Origin of the sequence: Buttiauxella sp., assembly GCF_035271705.1 — a bacterium.
GTDB lineage: Bacteria > Pseudomonadota > Gammaproteobacteria > Enterobacterales > Enterobacteriaceae > Buttiauxella.
Genome location: NZ_DATERI010000053.1, coordinates 70,490 through 88,133, shown reverse-complemented (window position 1 = coordinate 88,133; position 17,644 = coordinate 70,490). Strand labels below are relative to the sequence as shown.

The following is a 17,644-nucleotide window of genomic DNA, read 5'->3' as shown; positions in this document are numbered from 1 at the left end:
CGCGTGGGTTATCTCGTCCCGGAAAGAGGTGCTGCCGATGTCCTGTCAAACCATGGCAGGTTCTGAGCATTTTAATGGCTTGAGAGGGGAGGGGAATAAGATGTTCTCTGCGGGCTTTCATTCGCGTTGCGGGAAGGGTCCACAATGCTTTATCAAGATCGAATTCTGACCATTCCGCTTCGGTGACTTCGGTTGGTCTCGCCAGCGTCCACCACATTGAACTCACTCATTGAGTGGATGGAAACTGGAGATACTGACCTGTGTACTCATTTTTAGCTGCGCTGTAGCGAGATTATATGAGACGTCATGAAAACAAAAATCCACGCAAATGCGTGGATTTTATGGAGTTTGTTAGTCTTTATGAGATGCAGTGAGATCTCATGAGACAACAGAAACTATTTAGACGTTGAACAGGAAGTTCATCACATCGCCATCTTTAACGATGTAATCTTTACCTTCCGCACGCATCTTGCCAGCTTCTTTCGCACCTTGCTCACCCTTATAGGTGATGAAGTCTTCGAACGCGATAGTCTGAGCGCGGATAAAGCCTTTTTCGAAGTCGGTATGGATTTTACCCGCTGCTTGTGGAGCTGTGGCGCCAACAGGGATAGTCCATGCGCGTACTTCTTTCACACCAGCGGTGAAGTAAGTTTGCAGGTTCAGCAAATCATAACCGGCGCGGATAACGCGGTTCAGGCCAGGTTCTTCCAGGCCCATTTCTGCCATGAACTCTTCGCGGTCAGCATCGTCGAGTTCAGCAATATCAGACTCAACGGCTGCACATACAGCAACAACGACAGAACCTTCGGCAGCGGCGATTTCACGTACTATGTCGAGGTATGGGTTATTTTCGTAACCGTCTTCGTTGACGTTCGCGATGTACATGGTTGGTTTCAGCGTCAGGAAGCTCAGGTATTTGATAGCCGCTTTGTCTTCTTCGGTCAAAGGAAGCGCACGCAACATACCGGCGTTCTCAAGCTGTGGCAGACATTTTTCCAGCGCAGCCAGCTCAGCTTTTGCGTCTTTATCGCCGCCTTTAGCTTTCTTCTGCACACGGTGAATAGCACGCTCACAGGTATCGAGGTCAGAAAGCGCCAGTTCAGTGTTAATGACTTCGATGTCATCAGCTGGATCAACTTTGTTATTCACGTGAATGATGTTGTCGTTTTCAAAACAACGCACCACGTGGCCGATAGCTTCGGTTTCACGAATGTTGGTCAGGAACTGGTTACCCAGACCTTCACCTTTGGATGCGCCTTTCACAAGACCTGCGATATCAACGAATTCCATGGTAGTAGGCAGAATGCGTTGTGGCTTAACGATTTCGGCCAGTTTATCCAGACGTGGGTCTGGCATTGGTACCACACCAGTGTTCGGCTCAATGGTACAGAACGGGAAGTTTGCAGCTTCGATTCCCGCTTTGGTGAGCGCGTTGAACAGGGTTGATTTACCAACGTTCGGCAAGCCGACGATACCGCATTTGAATCCCATGGTTTAATTCACCTTAATTACTTGATATTCAATGAGTTAATGTTATCTCATTGATAAAATGATCAGAACTTTCGACATTATACACCCAAACGCCATATAGCGGGGGTAGAAATCCTTGCTAACCGCCACCCAGATGTTATTGCGCCTTAAAGGTATGAAGACGGTTGGTCGCTTTGGTCAACCCTTCTTTTAGCCAAACCTCAGTGCAACGTGCGGCTTCGTCTACCGCGTCATCAATCAGCTTTTGTTCGCTAAGTGGTGGTTTACCCAAAACGAAACCCACAACTTTGTTTTTATCGCCTGGATGACCAATTCCGACACGTAAGCGGTGAAAGTTGGGGTTATTACCTAATTTGCTGATGATATCTTTCAGGCCATTGTGGCCGCCATGACCCCCGCCGAGTTTGAACTTCGCCACACCGGGCGGTAAATCTAGCTCATCATGGGCGACGAGGATTTCATCCGGAGCAATGCGGAAAAAGGTGGCCATCGCACCAACAGCTTTACCACTGAGGTTCATAAACGTGGTTGGCACTAACAGGCGAACATCTTCTCCTGCAAGGTTTATGCGTGCGGTGTAACCAAAGAATTTGCTCTCTTCTTTAAGCGACTGGTTATGGCGCGCAGCAAGTAAATCCACATACCAGGCACCGGCGTTATGGCGAGTTGCCGCATATTCCGCACCTGGATTTGCCAGGCCAACTATCAATTTAATACTCACGTTTACATTCCTGAAAACAGACCAGAGCCGCGTAGTTTACTGTGCTCCTGGCACGATGACAAAGAGGCAATGCTTCACTACCCAAACTATTGAATAGTACACAATGCTAACCATTGGAATTTCATGCTATTCAGCAAGTTATTTGTCAATATTTGTCGTTCTTTGATCCGTAATTGTGATCGCTCACGCACATAATCCGAAGCGGTGTTGTCTATACTTTACACACAAGGAGTGGGGATTTTCCCCGTCGACCCAATTACACCCGGAGGTGACATATGAAACGCAAAAACGCTTCGTTACTCGGTAATATTTTTATGGGGTTGGGGCTTGTCGTAATGGTGGGTGGTGTCGGTTACTCCATTTTAAACCAGCTCCCACAGTTTAACTTCCCGCAGTATTTCGCCCACGGTGCCGTTTTGAGCATCTTTGTTGGTGCGGTTCTTTGGTTGGCTGGTGCGCGTGTGGGTGGACACGAACAGGTGTGTGACCGTTATTGGTGGGTGCGCCACTTCGATAAACGTTGTCGCCGCGATAATCATCATCGCCACAGTTAATTCCATTGATAAAAAGAAAAACGGTTCTTATTACAGAACCGTTTTTTTTGGCACAAATTTTACTCAGCCAATGCTGCGTGAATGTCTGGATAAAATGCAAGACGGCCTGCAATGGGCTTTACGCCAGCGCGTGCAAGTGTCTTCAACGGTTGAAATTCAAGATTAGTGACCCGCAATTCGCAACCCTCAGGTAGTTTTTCCACGAAGCGTTGAAACGCATCGAGGCCACCCGCATCGAGCACCGGAACCGCATCCCACTGCAAAATAATCAGATGGTTTTGTTCAACACGCTGGGCCAGATCATTGAATAACCCATCAGCTGCGGCAAAAAACAGCGGACCGGTGACGCGCAATGCCAGCACACCTTCTGGCGTATGGATGTTTACCGGTGCCAGCCGAGTCATACGCGCTATACGGCGCATAAAAAGTAATGACGCGAGAACAATGCCGACGCTAATAGCGATGACCATGTCGAACAACACCGTTAACGACATGCAGATAACCATCACGATAATGTCGTCTTTCGGCGCATAGCGCAGCAGGTTGACCACTTTATGCGCTTCGCTCATATTCCATGCGACCATCAGTAGCAGGGCTGCCATCGCAGAGAGCGGTAACCATGAGAGCAACGGCGCCAGAACCAACAACGCCATAATGACCAGCAGGGCATGAATCACGGCAGCAATCGGGGAGGTTGCTCCTGCACGCACGTTGGCCGCTGAACGGGCAATGGCGGCGGTGGCAGTAATCCCACCAAAGAAAGGCGTAATAATATTGCCCAGGCCCTGGCCTATCAGTTCACTGTTGGCGTTGTGTTTGGTGCTGGTCATGCCATCCAACACCACGGCGCACAACAGTGATTCAATTGCGCCAAGCATCGCCATCGAAAATGCCGCGGGTAGCAGGGCGCTTAGCGAATCCCAGCTTAGCGTGAAGTTTGAATCGGGAATGTTCCACGGCAGCATCAGTTGCGGTAATAGCTGCGGAATGCCATTGCCCTGCGTGCCATCGGCGAGCACATAGTGGAAGCGTGAGCCAATCGTTGCCACATCAGCGCCCATCGCATAGACAATCGCCATGACTGCGCAACCGGCTAACAGTGCAGGCAAATGGCCGGGAATACGAATCCCCAGACGTGGCCATAGGATTAACACGCCTAGCGTGACTACGCCGATAGCCATATCACCAAGATTCAGGGTGGGTATCGCCATCGCCAGCGCCGCCACTTTACTTAAATAATGTTCCGGGACGTGTGTCAGCGTCAGGCCAAAGAAATCTTTTACCTGCATAGTGGCAATGGTAATCCCAATTCCGGAGGTAAAACCGAGCGTGACGGAAAGGGGAATGTATTCAATCAGACGGCCAAATCGTGCCAATCCGAATAATATAAGAAACACGCCGGACATTAACGTGGCGATAAGCAAACCCGCCAGACCAAATTGCTGTGACACCGGATAGAGGATGACCACAAAGGCCGCTGTCGGCCCGGAAACGCTAAAGCGTGAGCCTCCGCTTAATGCGATTACGATCCCTGCAATCGCTGAGGTGTACAGGCCATATTGTGGTGCAACGCCGCTTCCGATAGCCAACGCCATCGCCAGCGGAATAGCAATAATCCCAACGGTAATCCCGGCAATAATGTCGCGACTAAAACGGGAGACGGTATATTTCTCACGCCAACATGCATCTATCAGAGCGCGAAAAGGTAATACAGAAGAAGATACGTTTTTCACTTTGATTCCATCCGTGAGCGCATCATCTGTCAATACAATGGCAGGTGAAGGAGGCATTGATTCAATGAATAAATACTACAAAAGAAAAAACCCGCCGTAGCGGGTTTTTTTAAGCGAGTTCGATTAGTGCTCGAACATCGCAGAGATTGATTCTTCATTGCTGATACGGCGAATTGCTTCAGCCAGCATACCTGACAGCGTCAGGGTACGGACATTTGGCAGCGCTTTGATTTCGTCAGACAATGGAATGGTGTCACATACGATAACTTCGTCGATGACGGAGTTACGCAGGTTGTGAACCGCATTGCCGGAGAAAATCGGGTGAGTTGCATAAGCAAACACACGTTTAGCACCACGTTCTTTCAGCGCTTCAGCTGCCTTACACAGAGTCCCGCCGGTATCGATCATATCGTCTACCAGTACGCAGTCACGGCCAGATACATCACCGATGATGTGCATAACTTGGGAAACGTTAGCGCGAGGACGACGTTTGTCGATGATAGCCATGTCGGTATCGTTGAGCAGTTTTGCGATAGCACGAGCACGCACAACGCCACCGATATCTGGAGAAACCACAATTGGGTTTACCAGGCCGATTTGCAGCATATCTTCCAGCAGGATTGGGCTACCGAAGACGTTATCTACAGGTACATCGAAGAAGCCCTGAATCTGTTCTGCGTGCAAGTCCACGGTAAGAACACGGTCAACCCCAACACTAGAGAGGAAGTCAGCAACCACTTTCGCGGTGATTGGCACACGGGCAGAACGCACACGGCGATCCTGACGAGCATAACCAAAGTAAGGGATAACAGCGGTGATACGACCTGCAGAAGCACGGCGCAGGGCGTCTACCATAACAACCAATTCCATTAGGTTGTCATTAGTTGGTGCACAGGTGGACTGGATGATGAAAATATCACCACCGCGTACATTTTCGTTGATTTGTACGCTTACTTCTCCGTCGCTAAAACGACCGACGGCGGCGTCACCAAGGGAGGTGTACAGGCGGTTGGCAATACGTTGTGCTAGTTCCGGGGTGGCGTTACCAGCAAAAAGCTTCATATCAGGCACGAGAAAAACCTCAGGCATGCGTCCAGTGGCGGATGGTACTACCGCAGCTTATGCGGGCGGGGTAGCGCCATCCAGGCGGTGTATAAAGAGCTTGATGCAACGTCTGAAACAAGGTGACGTTGTCACCAATACTCAGCTTGCCCGGATATGGTCTGATGCAGCGGGGAGACATTAACGCCTCGCGCAACAAACCCTTGCAACCATTCCGGGGCTTGCTCAAGCACCTGGCGGGCAGCGTTCTCGGTGTCAAATTCAGCAAACACACAAGCGCCGGTGCCGGTCAGGCGCGACGGCGCGTATTCTAACAGCCAGGAAAGCAGCTCATCAACCTTACGAAAACGTTTTCTTGCGATAACCTCACAATCATTACCAAAATCACGGTTTAATAACGTCTCAATTGATCTAATCGGGGTATTTCGTGGAAGCTCTGGATCTTTAAAAATGAGCGGCGTTGGAATACTGACACCAGGATGTGCAACCAGGTACCACTTTTCGGGCGGCGAGACCGGGGTAAGCTTCTCGCCAACCCCTTCAGCGAAAGCGGCAAACCCACGGACAAAAACCGGTACATCGGCACCGAGAGTGATACCTAGCGCGGCCAGTTGATCTTCAGTCAGACCGGTGTTCCACACGTGGTTTAGGGCAACCAACACGGTTGCTGCATTTGAAGAGCCCCCGCCTAAACCACCCCCCATCGGCAATCGTTTTTCAACGCTTATTTCTGCTCCTGCACCCTGTGGCAAGGACCCCATCAACAAGGCGGTGTCTTGCAATAATCGCGCGGCGCGGACAATTAAATTCTCTTCATCAGGCACCCCTTCAATCGGGGTAACTAAACGAATTTGGCCATCGTTTCTGGGCTCAATGATGAGGGTGTCGCCATAATCAAGGAACTGAAATAAAGTTTGTAAATTATGGTAGCCATCTTCACGACGACCCGTGATGTACAAAAATAAGTTCAATTTTGCCGGTGACGGCCAACGTTTTCTCATTACTTAACCGTCCAGCTATCCATTTTGAGTTTGATACGCTGTGTGCCTTCGCGCAGTTCCATGTTTGACGGCAGTGCAGGTTGCACACTGTCGTCATAATCACTGTAAACCACTTTCCATGTTTTGCCGTCTTGCGTGTAGTTGATTTCGCTCAGGTGATACTGGGCATCAATTTTATAGTCAGTGGCCTCTCCTGGCAGACCGAGAATCCATTGACGCAGGCTATTGATCGGAATCGGCATGCCGGTCAGGCGGGAAATCATCTCTTCAGCGTTATCGGCAACGTATTTTTTACCATTGCGGTCAGTCAGTTGGACCACGCCAGGCTGCGCATTGAGCTCGAGTTCGGTGCTGCCTAACGGGTTAGTCAGCAATAAACGATAGCGGTCTGGCGTAGTTTGTTGCCAGTTAAAACGTGCATAAACTTTTTGGCTATCAGAAAGATAGGCAAATGCACCACGCGTCTGATATTGGGTGATTTTTTGCACTTGTTGCTGGTGTTGTAACCACTGCGGAGCGTCAGGACTTTTGCCAGGACCGCTGGGTTGATGGACAGAACACGCAGCCAAAACAAGGCTTGCCAGGGGCGCAAGGCGCAGCAGACGGGCTTTCGGCATAATCATAGCGGCGGCAGATCCTTCTCAATCATTTTAGTTGTTAACTGTTTATGCTAGCGGTGGTAAGCCAGGTCGTCTACGTTCAAGTTGTCTTAAATCATTAATTGCGCTGATACCCAACAAGGGGTGGCTCCCTTTTATTGACTGCGCGCATCCTGTATGATGCGCCGAGTTAATCCTTACCAACATCGGTATTACTCAGACCGCTCAATGACCCTTTTAGCGCTTGGCATCAACCACAAAACAGCTCCAGTCTCGTTGCGAGAACGTGTTACGTTTTCGCCGGACACGCTCGACCAGGCGTTGAACAGCCTGCTTGCGCAGCCGATGGTGCAGGGCGGAGTCGTGTTGTCCACGTGCAACCGTACAGAGTTGTATCTGAGTGTTGGAGAACAGGAAAACCTGCACGAACAACTCGTGAGCTGGCTGTGTAATTACCACAACCTTAATGAAGAGGAAGTGCGTAAAAGCCTGTATTGGCATCACGACAACGACGCAGTAACACATTTAATGCGTGTTGCAAGCGGCCTGGATTCGCTGGTGCTTGGCGAGCCACAAATCCTCGGGCAGGTCAAAAAGGCGTTTGCCGACTCCCAAAAAGGGCATTCGCATTCCAGCGAACTGGAACGTATGTTCCAGAAGTCCTTCTCCGTGGCTAAGCGCGTACGAACCGAAACCGAAATCGGCGCGAGTGCCGTATCCGTTGCGTTTGCGGCTTGTACCCTGGCACGACAAATCTTTGAATCCTTATCGACGGTGACGGTATTGCTGGTCGGTGCGGGTGAAACTATTGAATTGGCCGCACGTCACTTACGTGAACACAACGTGCAGAAAATGATCATTGCCAACCGCACGCGTGAACGCGCCCAGGTGCTGGCTGATGAAGTCGGTGCCGAAGTGATAAGCCTTAGCGACATCGACTCACGCTTGCAAGACGCCGACATTATTATCAGTTCTACCGCCAGCCCACTGCCTATCATCGGTAAAGGCATGGTAGAACGCGCGTTGAAAGCCCGTCGCAACCGGCCTTTGCTGCTCGTGGACATTGCCGTTCCTCGTGATGTTGAACCCGAAGTGGGCAAACTGGCTAACGCCTATCTTTATAGCGTTGACGACCTGCAGTCGATTATTCAAAGCAACCTGGCGCAGCGCAAAGCAGCTGCTGTTGTAGCTGAGACGATTGTCGCGCAGGAAAGCTGTGAATTTATGGCTTGGTTGCGCGCCCAAAGCGCAACAGAAACCATTCGTGAGTATCGTAACCAGGCTGAGCAAGTGCGTGATGATTTGGCTGCTAAAGCTATCGCCGCACTTCAGCAAGGTGCCGATGCCGAAACCGTACTTCAGGATCTGGCATGGAAATTAACCAATCGCTTGATCCACGCTCCAACCAAATCGCTCACGCAGGCTGCCCGTGACGGGGATGACGAACGCCTGCAGATTCTGCGCAACAGCCTCGGGCTGGATTAGCAAATAAACTCTTATTACAAGGTGAAACACCGCCCATGAAGTCTTCTATCGTTGCCAAACTAGAAGCTCTGCAAGAGCGCCATGAAGAAGTTCAGGCTCTGCTTGGGGATGCTGCCACAATTGCCGACCAGGATCGTTTCCGTGCTTTGTCACGTGAATATGCCCAATTAAGTGATGTTTCCAGTTGCTTCCTGAAATGGCGTCAGGTGCAGGAAGATATTGAAGCTGCACAAAGCATGCTCGATGACCCAGAAATGCGCGAAATGGCGCAAGAAGAATTAAGCCAGGCGAAAAGCGACAGCGAAGAATTAGAACAACAACTGCAAGTCTTGTTGCTGCCCAAAGATCCTGACGACGAACGTAATGCTTTTGTTGAAGTCCGTGCGGGTACTGGCGGTGATGAAGCGGCTATTTTTGCCGGTGACCTGTTCCGTATGTATAGCCGTTACGCAGAAGCACGTCGCTGGAAAGTTGAAATCCTGAGCGCCAACGACGGTGAACATGGCGGCTTTAAAGAAGTAATCGCCAAAATCAGTGGTGAAGGTGTTTACGGGCGTCTGAAGTTTGAATCCGGTGGCCATCGCGTACAGCGTGTTCCTGCCACTGAATCCCAGGGTCGTATTCATACTTCCGCGTGTACGGTTGCGGTAATGCCGGAAATTCCTGAAGCAGAATTGCCTGATATTAACCCGGGTGATTTGCGCATCGATACCTTCCGCTCTTCGGGCGCAGGCGGTCAGCACGTTAACACCACGGATTCTGCCATCCGTATTACCCACTTACCGACCGGTATTGTGGTGGAATGTCAGGACGAACGTTCCCAGCATAAAAACAAAGCCAAAGCGCTTTCGGTGTTGGGCTCGCGTATTCGCGCCGCTGAAATGGCAAAACGCCAGCAGGAAGAAGCTTCAACGCGTCGCAATCTGCTCGGCAGTGGTGACCGTTCAGATAGGAATCGTACTTATAACTTCCCGCAAGGCCGTGTGACAGACCATCGCATCAACGTGACGTTGTATCGTCTGGATGAAGTGATGGAAGGGAAACTGGACGCGCTTATCGAACCTATCGTGCAGGAGTTCCAGGCAGACCAGTTAGCGGCGCTGTCTGAGCAGGATTAATGGATTTTAAACATTGGTTACAGCAGGCAATTGCCCAGCTTCAGGAAAGTGAAAGTCCGCGTCGCGACGCGGAAATCCTGCTGGGTTTTGTTACCGGGAAAGCCCGAACCTTCATTCTGGCTTTCGGTGAAACCGACCTGAGCACTGAGCAACAGCAGCAATTGTCGGTTTTACTGGCGCGTCGCGTGCAGGGTGAGCCGATTGCGCATCTGGTCGGCGAACGGGAGTTTTGGTCGCTGCCACTGCGTGTATCACCCGTGACGCTTATCCCCCGTCCTGATACCGAATGCCTTGTCGAACAAGCCCTGGCAAGAATGCCTGCCACCCCATGTTCCGTGCTGGATTTAGGCACGGGTACCGGGGCGATTGCCCTGGCTATTGCCAGCGAACGTCCAGATTGTGACGTCACCGCACTTGATCTGATTCAGGATGCGGTCGAACTTGCTCGCGATAATGCGAGACGCTTGGGCATAACCAACGTTGAAATCTTGCAAAGCAACTGGTTTGGTGCGCTCAATACACACCGTTTTGCCGTGATTGTCAGCAATCCACCGTACATTGATGAGCAAGACCCACACCTTTCACAAGGTGATGTGCGCTTTGAACCCCGAAGTGCGCTGGTGGCGGATAACCACGGTTTGGCCGATTTACGCATACTGGTTGAAACATCGCGCAACTTCCTTGCATCTGGCGGTTGGTTGCTGCTCGAACACGGCTGGCAACAGGCAGCACTGGTTCGTGAATTGTTTACGGATGCCGGATATACCGAGATACAAAGCTGTCAGGATTACGGTGGTAATGACCGTCTGACGCTAGGACGCTTTCTTTAAAAATAAAGGCAAATAAGGAACCGAGCAAAATGGCAACATACTTTGCGCTCAAGCATTTGCATATTCTGACGGTCATCATCTCCGTGAGTTTGTTCGTTTTACGTTACTGGTGGCAATACCGCGATTCAGCCATGTCGAACAAGCGCTGGGTGCGCATTGTGCCGCATGTGAATGACACCGTGTTACTGGCCAGCGGTGCGGCACTGGTGATGATGACGCATTTCTATCCCTTCTCACCGCAAGGTGCATGGCTGACTGAGAAGCTATTTGGCGTTATTATCTATATCGTTTTAGGGTTTATCGTGCTGGGCAAACGCCCGCGCAGCCAGCAGATACGGTTGTTTGCCTTTCTGTTGGCCCTGGTGGTGCTTTACATCATCATTAAACTCGCCACCACAAAAATACCATTATTGGGGTAAGTCATGAGGTCGTTAGCCGATTTCGAATTCAATCAGGCGCCGTTGTGCGAGGGCATGATTTTAGTCTCGCAGTTGATCCGTGATGATTTCCCGGCAGAAGAAGTACGTGCACAACTGGAAAGCCTGGCGAGCCTGGCGCGTGAAGAGATCTGTGAAGGTCTCCACCAGGATGTGCAACTCGAAAAATTAGTCGAATTGTTTTACGGCAGTTGGGGTTTCAAAGACGCCAGTGGCGTTTACCGTTTATCCGACGCGTTGTGGCTCGATACTGTGCTGAACAAACGTCAGGGGAGTGCGGTGTCGTTGGGGGCGATTCTTTTGTGGATTGCCGAGCGTCTTGATATCCCGTTAAATCCGGTTATTTTCCCGACACAGCTGATTTTACGCGGTGACTGGATGGACGGCGAAATGTGGCTTATCAACCCGTTTAATGGCGATACGCTCAATGAGCACACGCTGGACGTGTGGTTGAAAGGCAATGTCGGGCCAACAGCTGAACTCTTCGATGAAGACTTAGATGAAGCAGATAACGCGGAAGTCGTGCATAAATTACTCGACACGATGAAATCTGCGCTGATGGAAGAACGTCAAATGGAGTTGGCCCTGCGAACCAGCGAAGCTTTGCTCCAGTTTAATCCGGAAGATCCGTATGAAATCCGCGATCGCGGCTTGATTTATGCCCAACTCGATTGTGAACATGTGGCCCTCACCGACCTCAGCTATTTTGTTGAGCAGTGCCCGGAAGACCCGATTAGCGAGATGATCAAAGCGCAAATTAACTCGATTTCGCAAAAACAGATCACTCTGCACTAAAACAGATTTTGAAAGAATAACAGGTAACTCGTGTTACCTCTGACAAGGCGAAAATATGAAACAAAAAGTGGTTAGCATTGGTGATATCAACGTCGCAAACGACCTGCCGTTTGTGCTGTTTGGCGGCATGAACGTGCTGGAATCACGTGACCTGGCGATGCGTATTTGTGAGCATTACGTCACCGTGACCCAGAAACTGGGTATTCCTTACGTGTTCAAAGCGTCTTTCGATAAAGCCAACCGTTCATCCATTAGCTCTTATCGCGGCCCAGGCCTCGAAGAAGGGATGAAGATTTTCCAGGAGCTGAAGCAAACCTTCGGCGTGAAAATCATCACTGACGTTCATGAAGCAAGCCAGGCACAACCTGTAGCCGAAGTGGTAGATGTGATTCAGTTGCCTGCGTTCCTTGCACGCCAAACCGACCTGGTAGAAGCAATGGCGAAAACCGGTGCCGTGATCAACGTCAAAAAACCACAGTTTGTCAGCCCAGGCCAAATGGGTAACATCGTTGATAAATTCCACGAAGGTGGTAACGACCAGATTATTCTGTGTGACCGTGGCGCGAACTTCGGTTACGACAATCTGGTTGTCGACATGCTGGGCTTCAGCGTGATGAAACAAGTGTCTAACGGCTCACCGGTCATCTTCGACGTGACCCATGCTCTGCAATGCCGCGACCCGTTTGGCTCAGCTTCTGGTGGCCGTCGTGCACAAGTCACTGAACTGGCACGTGCAGGTATGGCGACTGGCCTGGCAGGCCTGTTTATCGAAGCGCACCCGGACCCAGAAAACGCACGTTGCGATGGCCCATCCGCATTGCCGCTGGCGAAACTTGAACCGTTCCTCAAGCAAATCAAAGCGATTGATGACTTGGTCAAGAACTTCGAACCGCTGGATACCAGCAAATAATTATCTGATTTAAAACAAAAAAGCCCTTATCTCACGATAAGGGCTTTTTTTATCTCTCAAATCCGTCAGGCAAAAATTGTCATCAAATAAGCGGCAAATAGCGCAAGGTGTGCGGTGCCGTTGAGTACATTGGTTCGCCCGGTGGAAAATGAAATCTGACATAACACCAATGCGGTCAACATCACCACTAACTCCGGCAGGCCTAAACCAAACGTCAGGTCGTTGCCGGTCAACATCGCGATCAGCGTAACCGCAGGGACCGTCAGTGAAATGGTTGCCAGCACCGAGCCAAAGAACAGATTCATCGCACGTTGAACCTGGTTACTCAATACTGCTTTTAACGCACCCAACCCTTCAGGCGAGAGAATCAACAACGCCACCAGGAAGCCGGTAAATTGCGCAGGGGCATTCAGGGTAGTGAGCAGTGACTCCAGTGGACCTGCATTCATTTTAGTGACCGCAATCACCGCGACCAGATGCACGATTAACCAGATGGAATGCCAGGTGTTGCTGTGCGCAGACGGTTTACCATGATGTGGGTCGTCGTCATCAGACTCATCTTCATGCTCATAAACGAACAGGCTTTGGTGCGTTCGGGTCTGAATGAGCAAGAACACGCCATACATCGCAGCTGAAATCGCGGCCGCCACTAACGCCTGGCCGGTGCTAAAGTTACCCGCGGGGAGTGCAGTCGGTAATACCATCACAATGACAGCCAGCGGAAACAGGGCGATTAAATACTGTTTGATGCCAAACAGATTCATATATTGCGTGGCAAACTTACGGCCACCTAACAGCAGTGAGAAGCCCACCAGGCCGCCCGTCACAATCATGATGATGGAATAGAGCGTGTCACGCATCAGCGTAGGCGCGGCATCACCGGTTGCCATCAATGCGGAAATCAGGCTGACTTCAAGAATAACGACGGAAAGACTGAGAATCAGGGAACCGTAGGGTTCGCCTAAACGGTGCGCAAGTACGTCGGCGTGACGAACCACGCTAAAGGCGCTACTTAAAATACCCACCAGAGCCAAAATGTTGATCCCAATAACGGCAGGCATTGACTGGCTTGCTCCCCATATCACCAATACAGCCAGCGCTAATATCGGGAAAATGAGTGAACTCTCCTTATGACGGGTTTTTACCGCTTCAGGTTGTGTTTTTGTCAAAGTGCTTCTCCATATCCAGAGGCGTTAAGCCATTTATTCATTATAGTCGGACAATAAAACCCCGTTAAAATAGCAAATAATAACGATTTTCTGGATTAATTTACTCAGTTTTACCGCTTATATAGCCATAGTATTTCTGATGTTTGAAAAGTCATGTTTGCTGATATTAAACAATGTAAAACATATGGATATAGTTCATTGAAAACAATTATTGTGATTCTTGGGCGAAAATGGGGATGTTGATTCACACTTTAGTTTTAGCCCACTCAAAGGTGATGTGATGCCCTACAACAGCCGAGCCGACCTCCCGGAAAGCGTGCAAAATGTACTTCCTGCTCATGCCCAGGATATCTACAAAGAGGCGTTTAACAGCGCCTGGGATGAATACAAAGACAAAGAAGATCGCCGCAATGATGCCAGCCGCGAAGAAACCGCGCATAAAGTTGCCTGGGCGGCAGTGAAACATCGCTATCAAAAGGGTGATGATGAAAAATGGCACACAAAAAAGTAAACCTTACATAATGTGTTGATACTCATATTCAAACCCCGCAATCCCCCTCAGTATGGCAAGTTAATATGACATTATTATTGTTTTGTGATCGTCATCAAACTTGCCAGCGCCCCGCTAATTGCATATGTTCAGGTATATCCAGTTTTAATAGTAAGCAGAAAATAAAAGCCCGGAAGGCATATCTGACGTAATCACACGGAAGTTGCAGTGGCGGAGGTGTATCGTGTTAACGCGTGATTTCTTAATGAAAGCGGATTGTAAGACAGCTTTTGGTTCCATTGAGGAATCGTTGTTGTGGACCCCTGAGCAGCGCTCGGCTTCACTTGCCGCAACGCTCGCCTGTCGTCCCGATAGCAGTCCAGTATGGATTTTTGGTTATGGTTCTCTGATGTGGAACCCGGCATTCGAATATGAAGATTCAGCCGCAGGAACGCTTGTTGGCTGGCATCGTGCATTTTGTTTACGTTTAACCGCGGGGCGCGGCACCGCTTGCCAGCCAGGACGTATGCTGGCGCTCAAAGAGGGTGGGCGCACCACCGGTCTTGCGTATCGTCTACCCGAAGAGATTCTGGAAGACGAACTGACGCTGGTATGGAAGCGCGAAATGATAACCGGCTGTTATTTACCCACCTGGTGCAAACTTGAGCTTGATGATGGCCGAGTGGTGAATGCGTTGGTGTTTATCATGGACCCGCGCCATCCACTCTACGAAGCGGATACACGTGCGGAAGTGATTGCCCCATTAATTGCCGCAGCAAGCGGCCCGTTAGGCACTAACGCACAATATCTGTTTTCGCTGGAACAAGAGCTCATGGATCGCGGGATGCACGATGATTGTCTTGATGAACTGGTGAATAAAGTCAGAGCCTGGCTACAACCGAAGGATGATGGCCTACAGGCTGGATTTGCTTAAACCTGAATGTGCCTAAACCTAATTTTGCCTGGAATAGTATTCCGGCCTTCTTGCCAAAGGCCGGAATGGAGGGTTTACGCCGCGACATAACTGATTGAATGTTCAAGCGACTGACTATGGCTATCAATCAGCACTTTCCACATCCCGCTATAGGGCACCGTCAAATACGCCGACTGTTTATCTTCCACACTAAGAATATCAGCCTGCGATTTACGGGTAGAGCTCGTCTCGCTCATCAAATGAATATGGCAATTGTTTGAACAGCGAACCACCACGGTATCACCACCAAAAAGGTGCAGACTAGCTTTCACTACTGGCATTTTTATACTCCGCTATCACATCAAAGTTAGACTTCGTGCCGCCTCTTTTCTCACAATCAGTGACGGTCTTCACAAATCACACTTTATGCATAACACCAGACCCCAGCGTGTTAAATGCTGACTTTGATCAAAAAATGCCGTAACGATTAAACTTTAATGTAGATCTTCCTGAAACCATTCAGCTGGTGAATTTTTATACCAAAAATCCCTCCCTGAGCATCATTAAATTTGGTATTAGAAGGTGAGGACTTTATCGGCGCTCAACGTCCACTCCGCTAATTCCACCAGCGTGCCAATTTCGACACCTTCCACTAAGGGCAGAGTTGAAATGCCACGCCCATCAGTGCAGGTTTTGCACAATTTCACCGGCACATTTTGCGCCGTTAAAATCTCAAGCATTTGCTGGATGTTATAGCCCTCAGCAGGTTTCTGTCCGCGCAAACCGGCAGTCACCGCATCAGACATTAAAAACACTTTCACGGACGGCTGCGGCTGCTGGTCGCATAAAGCAATCGCCAGACGCAAACTGTTGAAAAGAGATTCGCTACCGTAAGCAGCTCCGTTGGCAATAATGACAATTTTCTGCATTTTTTTCTCCCATGCACCTGAAGGCACGATTATTGCTTAACTGAAGGTATCAGAAGCATCTCTCGCTGTTCAGGAGCGTTTTATGAAGGCCACCGCCACCGTGAATCCCACCGCCCGTGACTTTTTAATGGCGGCTCGCACCCGCGGACGCGAACAGTTGCAGGACATACTACAAATCGGGCAACTCACCGGACGGATAGCCAGGCTCGCGCATATGCTACAGCGTGAGCGCGGGGCTTCCAACATCTGGTTATGTTCATCAGGCCGGTTATTTGCGACCGAACGCGCGAGTTGCATTGAGGAAGTCGACCGTGAATTAGCGCTTTTCAAACAGGCAATAGCCGCCCCCAATTACCTGCCCGGTAGCGCGTTATTAGTCAGTCTCGCTTGCGCGCTGCATTATCTCGAACGTTTACCCGCCCTTCGCACAGAGATTGCGCAGCAACACATCCAACCATTGCAGGCGATGGAACAATTCAACATCACGCTGCGCCACCTGCTGAGCATCGTTCCTGAAACCAGTAATGTGGTTGATGATGCCGGCGTGGTGCGGAGTCTGGCTGCGCTATTCAGTTTTATGCAGGGTAAAGAGCTGGCAGGGCAAGAGCGGGCGATTGGTGCTCTCGGTTTCACACAAGGGGAATTTAGCGAAGCGCTGCGCCAGCTTCTGGTCGACCGTATCGATAGCCAGCAACACTGTTTTGATACGTTTTGCAGCATGACCGACGAGCCTCTACGGCTGCAATTTCAGGCGTGTGGCGAACCGTGTCGTGAAACCGAACAGTTGCGTCGCCTGGCCTGTACCCGCCTGACTCGCGACGGTGACGAGTCGCTACGAGCGTTGCGGTGGTTTGCTTTGTTAACCAGCAGAATCGATGCGTTGAAACAGGTGGAAGATGCACTGATTGACGAGGTGATGGCCCAGGCTCAGCAGGCACTCGGGCAGGTTTTACAACAAACACCGTTGGATGAGCACGACATTGCCAATTGGGTTGCGGGTAAGAATGGTTCTGAAACCGAGCGCTATCTTGACCGCCACCTTCTGCCGCTGGTACGCCAACAGGCTCAACAACTCGAAACGATGGCGCAACAACTGGCGTCACTTCAGGCGACGCTTGAGGAACGTAAAATCATCGATAAAGCCAAAGCATTATTGATTCGTCATCAAGGGCACAGCGAAGAACAGGCCTGGCAGGCGCTGCGCAAAATGGCCATGAACCAGAACAAACGTATGGTGGACGTTGCCAGCGCGATGATATCGGTGGCTGATATTTGGCAGTTACCTCTTAAGGAGTAGTTGCACAAAGCATGGGCATTCAATGCATTTTTGTGGTGCGAATATCCCGTCATTTTTAAGTTACAGGCACGTAGGTGGCACTCATTCCCCCCTATCACTGACTTGTTTAA

The 17,644-nt window shown here is 50.2% G+C and carries 19 protein-coding genes and 1 pseudogene; 10 read left to right on the top strand and 10 right to left on the bottom strand.

Translation table 11 applies throughout. The features are described 5' to 3' along the window. The 3 genes and pseudogenes from VJY99_RS04500 to pth all read right to left on the bottom strand — a co-directional run. A pseudogene (locus tag VJY99_RS04500) lies at nt 1–217 on the bottom strand (tyrosine-type recombinase/integrase); the annotation flags it as partial. Nucleotides 218–399: 182 nt separating this feature from the next. Continuing rightward, complete coding sequence (gene ychF, locus VJY99_RS04495; RefSeq protein WP_324116716.1) at nt 400–1,491, bottom strand: redox-regulated ATPase YchF; 1,092 nt, start codon at nt 1,489–1,491, stop codon at nt 400–402. Between the two features lie 136 nt (nt 1,492–1,627). Next, complete coding sequence (pth, locus tag VJY99_RS04490; protein WP_324116714.1) at nt 1,628–2,212, bottom strand: aminoacyl-tRNA hydrolase; 585 nt, start codon at nt 2,210–2,212, stop codon at nt 1,628–1,630. A gap of 275 nt (nt 2,213–2,487) precedes the next feature. On the opposite strand from pth, the gene ychH reads away from it, so the two are divergent. Further along, entirely contained in the window at nt 2,488–2,766 is a 279-nt protein-coding gene (ychH, locus tag VJY99_RS04485) for a stress-induced protein YchH (RefSeq protein WP_324116712.1), read from the top strand. A 59-nt stretch (nt 2,767–2,825) separates the two neighbouring features. Here ychH and dauA read toward each other — a convergent pair whose 3' ends face one another. The 4 genes from dauA to lolB all read right to left on the bottom strand — a co-directional run bounded on the left by dauA (nt 2,826) and on the right by lolB (nt 7,185). Further along, nucleotides 2,826–4,499 (bottom strand): C4-dicarboxylic acid transporter DauA, encoded by a 1,674-nt coding sequence (gene dauA, locus VJY99_RS04480; RefSeq protein WP_324116710.1) that lies wholly within the window; start codon nt 4,497–4,499, stop codon nt 2,826–2,828. Between the two features lie 123 nt (nt 4,500–4,622). Beyond that, complete coding sequence (prs, locus tag VJY99_RS04475) at nt 4,623–5,570, bottom strand: ribose-phosphate diphosphokinase (protein ID WP_324116708.1); 948 nt, start codon at nt 5,568–5,570, stop codon at nt 4,623–4,625. Between the two features lie 122 nt (nt 5,571–5,692). Continuing rightward, nucleotides 5,693–6,562 (bottom strand): 4-(cytidine 5'-diphospho)-2-C-methyl-D-erythritol kinase, encoded by an 870-nt coding sequence (gene ispE, locus VJY99_RS04470; protein ID WP_324116706.1) that lies wholly within the window; start codon nt 6,560–6,562, stop codon nt 5,693–5,695. Beyond that, nucleotides 6,562–7,185: a lipoprotein insertase outer membrane protein LolB gene (lolB, locus tag VJY99_RS04465; RefSeq protein WP_324116704.1), complete on the bottom strand. Its 624-nt coding sequence runs from the start codon at nt 7,183–7,185 to the stop codon at nt 6,562–6,564. Before lolB ends, ispE begins: the two co-directional genes overlap by 1 nt. Nucleotides 7,186–7,389: 204 nt before the next feature. Here lolB and hemA point away from each other — a divergent pair, with 204 nt between their 5' ends. Genes hemA through kdsA form a run of 6 tightly spaced genes read left to right on the top strand, consistent with a single transcriptional unit; the run spans nt 7,390 to nt 12,736 of the window. Then, nucleotides 7,390–8,646 (top strand): glutamyl-tRNA reductase, encoded by a 1,257-nt coding sequence (hemA, locus tag VJY99_RS04460; RefSeq protein WP_324116702.1) that lies wholly within the window; start codon nt 7,390–7,392, stop codon nt 8,644–8,646. A 35-nt stretch (nt 8,647–8,681) separates the two neighbouring features. Continuing rightward, entirely contained in the window at nt 8,682–9,764 is a 1,083-nt protein-coding gene (gene prfA / locus VJY99_RS04455; RefSeq protein ID WP_324116700.1) for a peptide chain release factor 1, read from the top strand. After that, nucleotides 9,764–10,594, top strand: coding sequence for a peptide chain release factor N(5)-glutamine methyltransferase (gene prmC / locus VJY99_RS04450; protein WP_324116699.1), 831 nt, complete (start codon nt 9,764–9,766; stop codon nt 10,592–10,594). The genes prfA and prmC overlap by 1 nt, the downstream gene beginning before the upstream one ends. Before the next feature lie 29 nt (nt 10,595–10,623). Beyond that, nucleotides 10,624–11,013, top strand: coding sequence for an invasion regulator SirB2 (gene sirB2, locus VJY99_RS04445; RefSeq protein ID WP_324116697.1), 390 nt, complete (start codon nt 10,624–10,626; stop codon nt 11,011–11,013). A gap of 3 nt (nt 11,014–11,016) precedes the next feature. Continuing rightward, nucleotides 11,017–11,826, top strand: a complete 810-nt coding sequence (gene sirB1 / locus VJY99_RS04440; protein ID WP_324116695.1) for an invasion regulator SirB1 — start codon at nt 11,017–11,019, stop codon at nt 11,824–11,826. Between the two features lie 55 nt (nt 11,827–11,881). Further along, nucleotides 11,882–12,736 (top strand): 3-deoxy-8-phosphooctulonate synthase, encoded by an 855-nt coding sequence (gene kdsA, locus VJY99_RS04435; protein WP_324116693.1) that lies wholly within the window; start codon nt 11,882–11,884, stop codon nt 12,734–12,736. 65 nt (nt 12,737–12,801) lie between these two features. Here kdsA and chaA read toward each other — a convergent pair whose 3' ends face one another. Next, the gene (gene chaA / locus VJY99_RS04430) at nt 12,802–13,905 is read right to left on the bottom strand and encodes a sodium-potassium/proton antiporter ChaA (RefSeq protein ID WP_324116691.1); all 1,104 of its coding nucleotides are present in this window, start codon (nt 13,903–13,905) and stop codon (nt 12,802–12,804) included. 280 nt (nt 13,906–14,185) lie between these two features. Between chaA and chaB the strand changes: the two genes are divergently transcribed. Both chaB and VJY99_RS04420 read left to right on the top strand, forming a co-directional pair. Then, nucleotides 14,186–14,416 (top strand): putative cation transport regulator ChaB, encoded by a 231-nt coding sequence (gene chaB / locus VJY99_RS04425; RefSeq protein ID WP_324116689.1) that lies wholly within the window; start codon nt 14,186–14,188, stop codon nt 14,414–14,416. A gap of 223 nt (nt 14,417–14,639) precedes the next feature. Continuing rightward, nucleotides 14,640–15,329, top strand: coding sequence for a gamma-glutamylcyclotransferase (locus tag VJY99_RS04420; protein WP_324116687.1), 690 nt, complete (start codon nt 14,640–14,642; stop codon nt 15,327–15,329). A gap of 74 nt (nt 15,330–15,403) precedes the next feature. Here the strand turns inward: VJY99_RS04420 and VJY99_RS04415 are convergent, their stop codons facing one another. Both VJY99_RS04415 and VJY99_RS04410 read right to left on the bottom strand, forming a co-directional pair. Then, the gene (locus tag VJY99_RS04415; RefSeq protein ID WP_324116685.1) at nt 15,404–15,649 is read right to left on the bottom strand and encodes a DUF1883 domain-containing protein; all 246 of its coding nucleotides are present in this window, start codon (nt 15,647–15,649) and stop codon (nt 15,404–15,406) included. 234 nt (nt 15,650–15,883) lie between these two features. After that, complete coding sequence (locus tag VJY99_RS04410; RefSeq protein WP_324116684.1) at nt 15,884–16,237, bottom strand: DsrE/DsrF/TusD sulfur relay family protein; 354 nt, start codon at nt 16,235–16,237, stop codon at nt 15,884–15,886. 82 nt (nt 16,238–16,319) lie between these two features. Here VJY99_RS04410 and VJY99_RS04405 point away from each other — a divergent pair, with 82 nt between their 5' ends. Next, nucleotides 16,320–17,534: a nitrate- and nitrite sensing domain-containing protein gene (locus VJY99_RS04405; RefSeq protein WP_324116682.1), complete on the top strand. Its 1,215-nt coding sequence runs from the start codon at nt 16,320–16,322 to the stop codon at nt 17,532–17,534. Nucleotides 17,535–17,644: the final 110 nt, after the last annotated feature.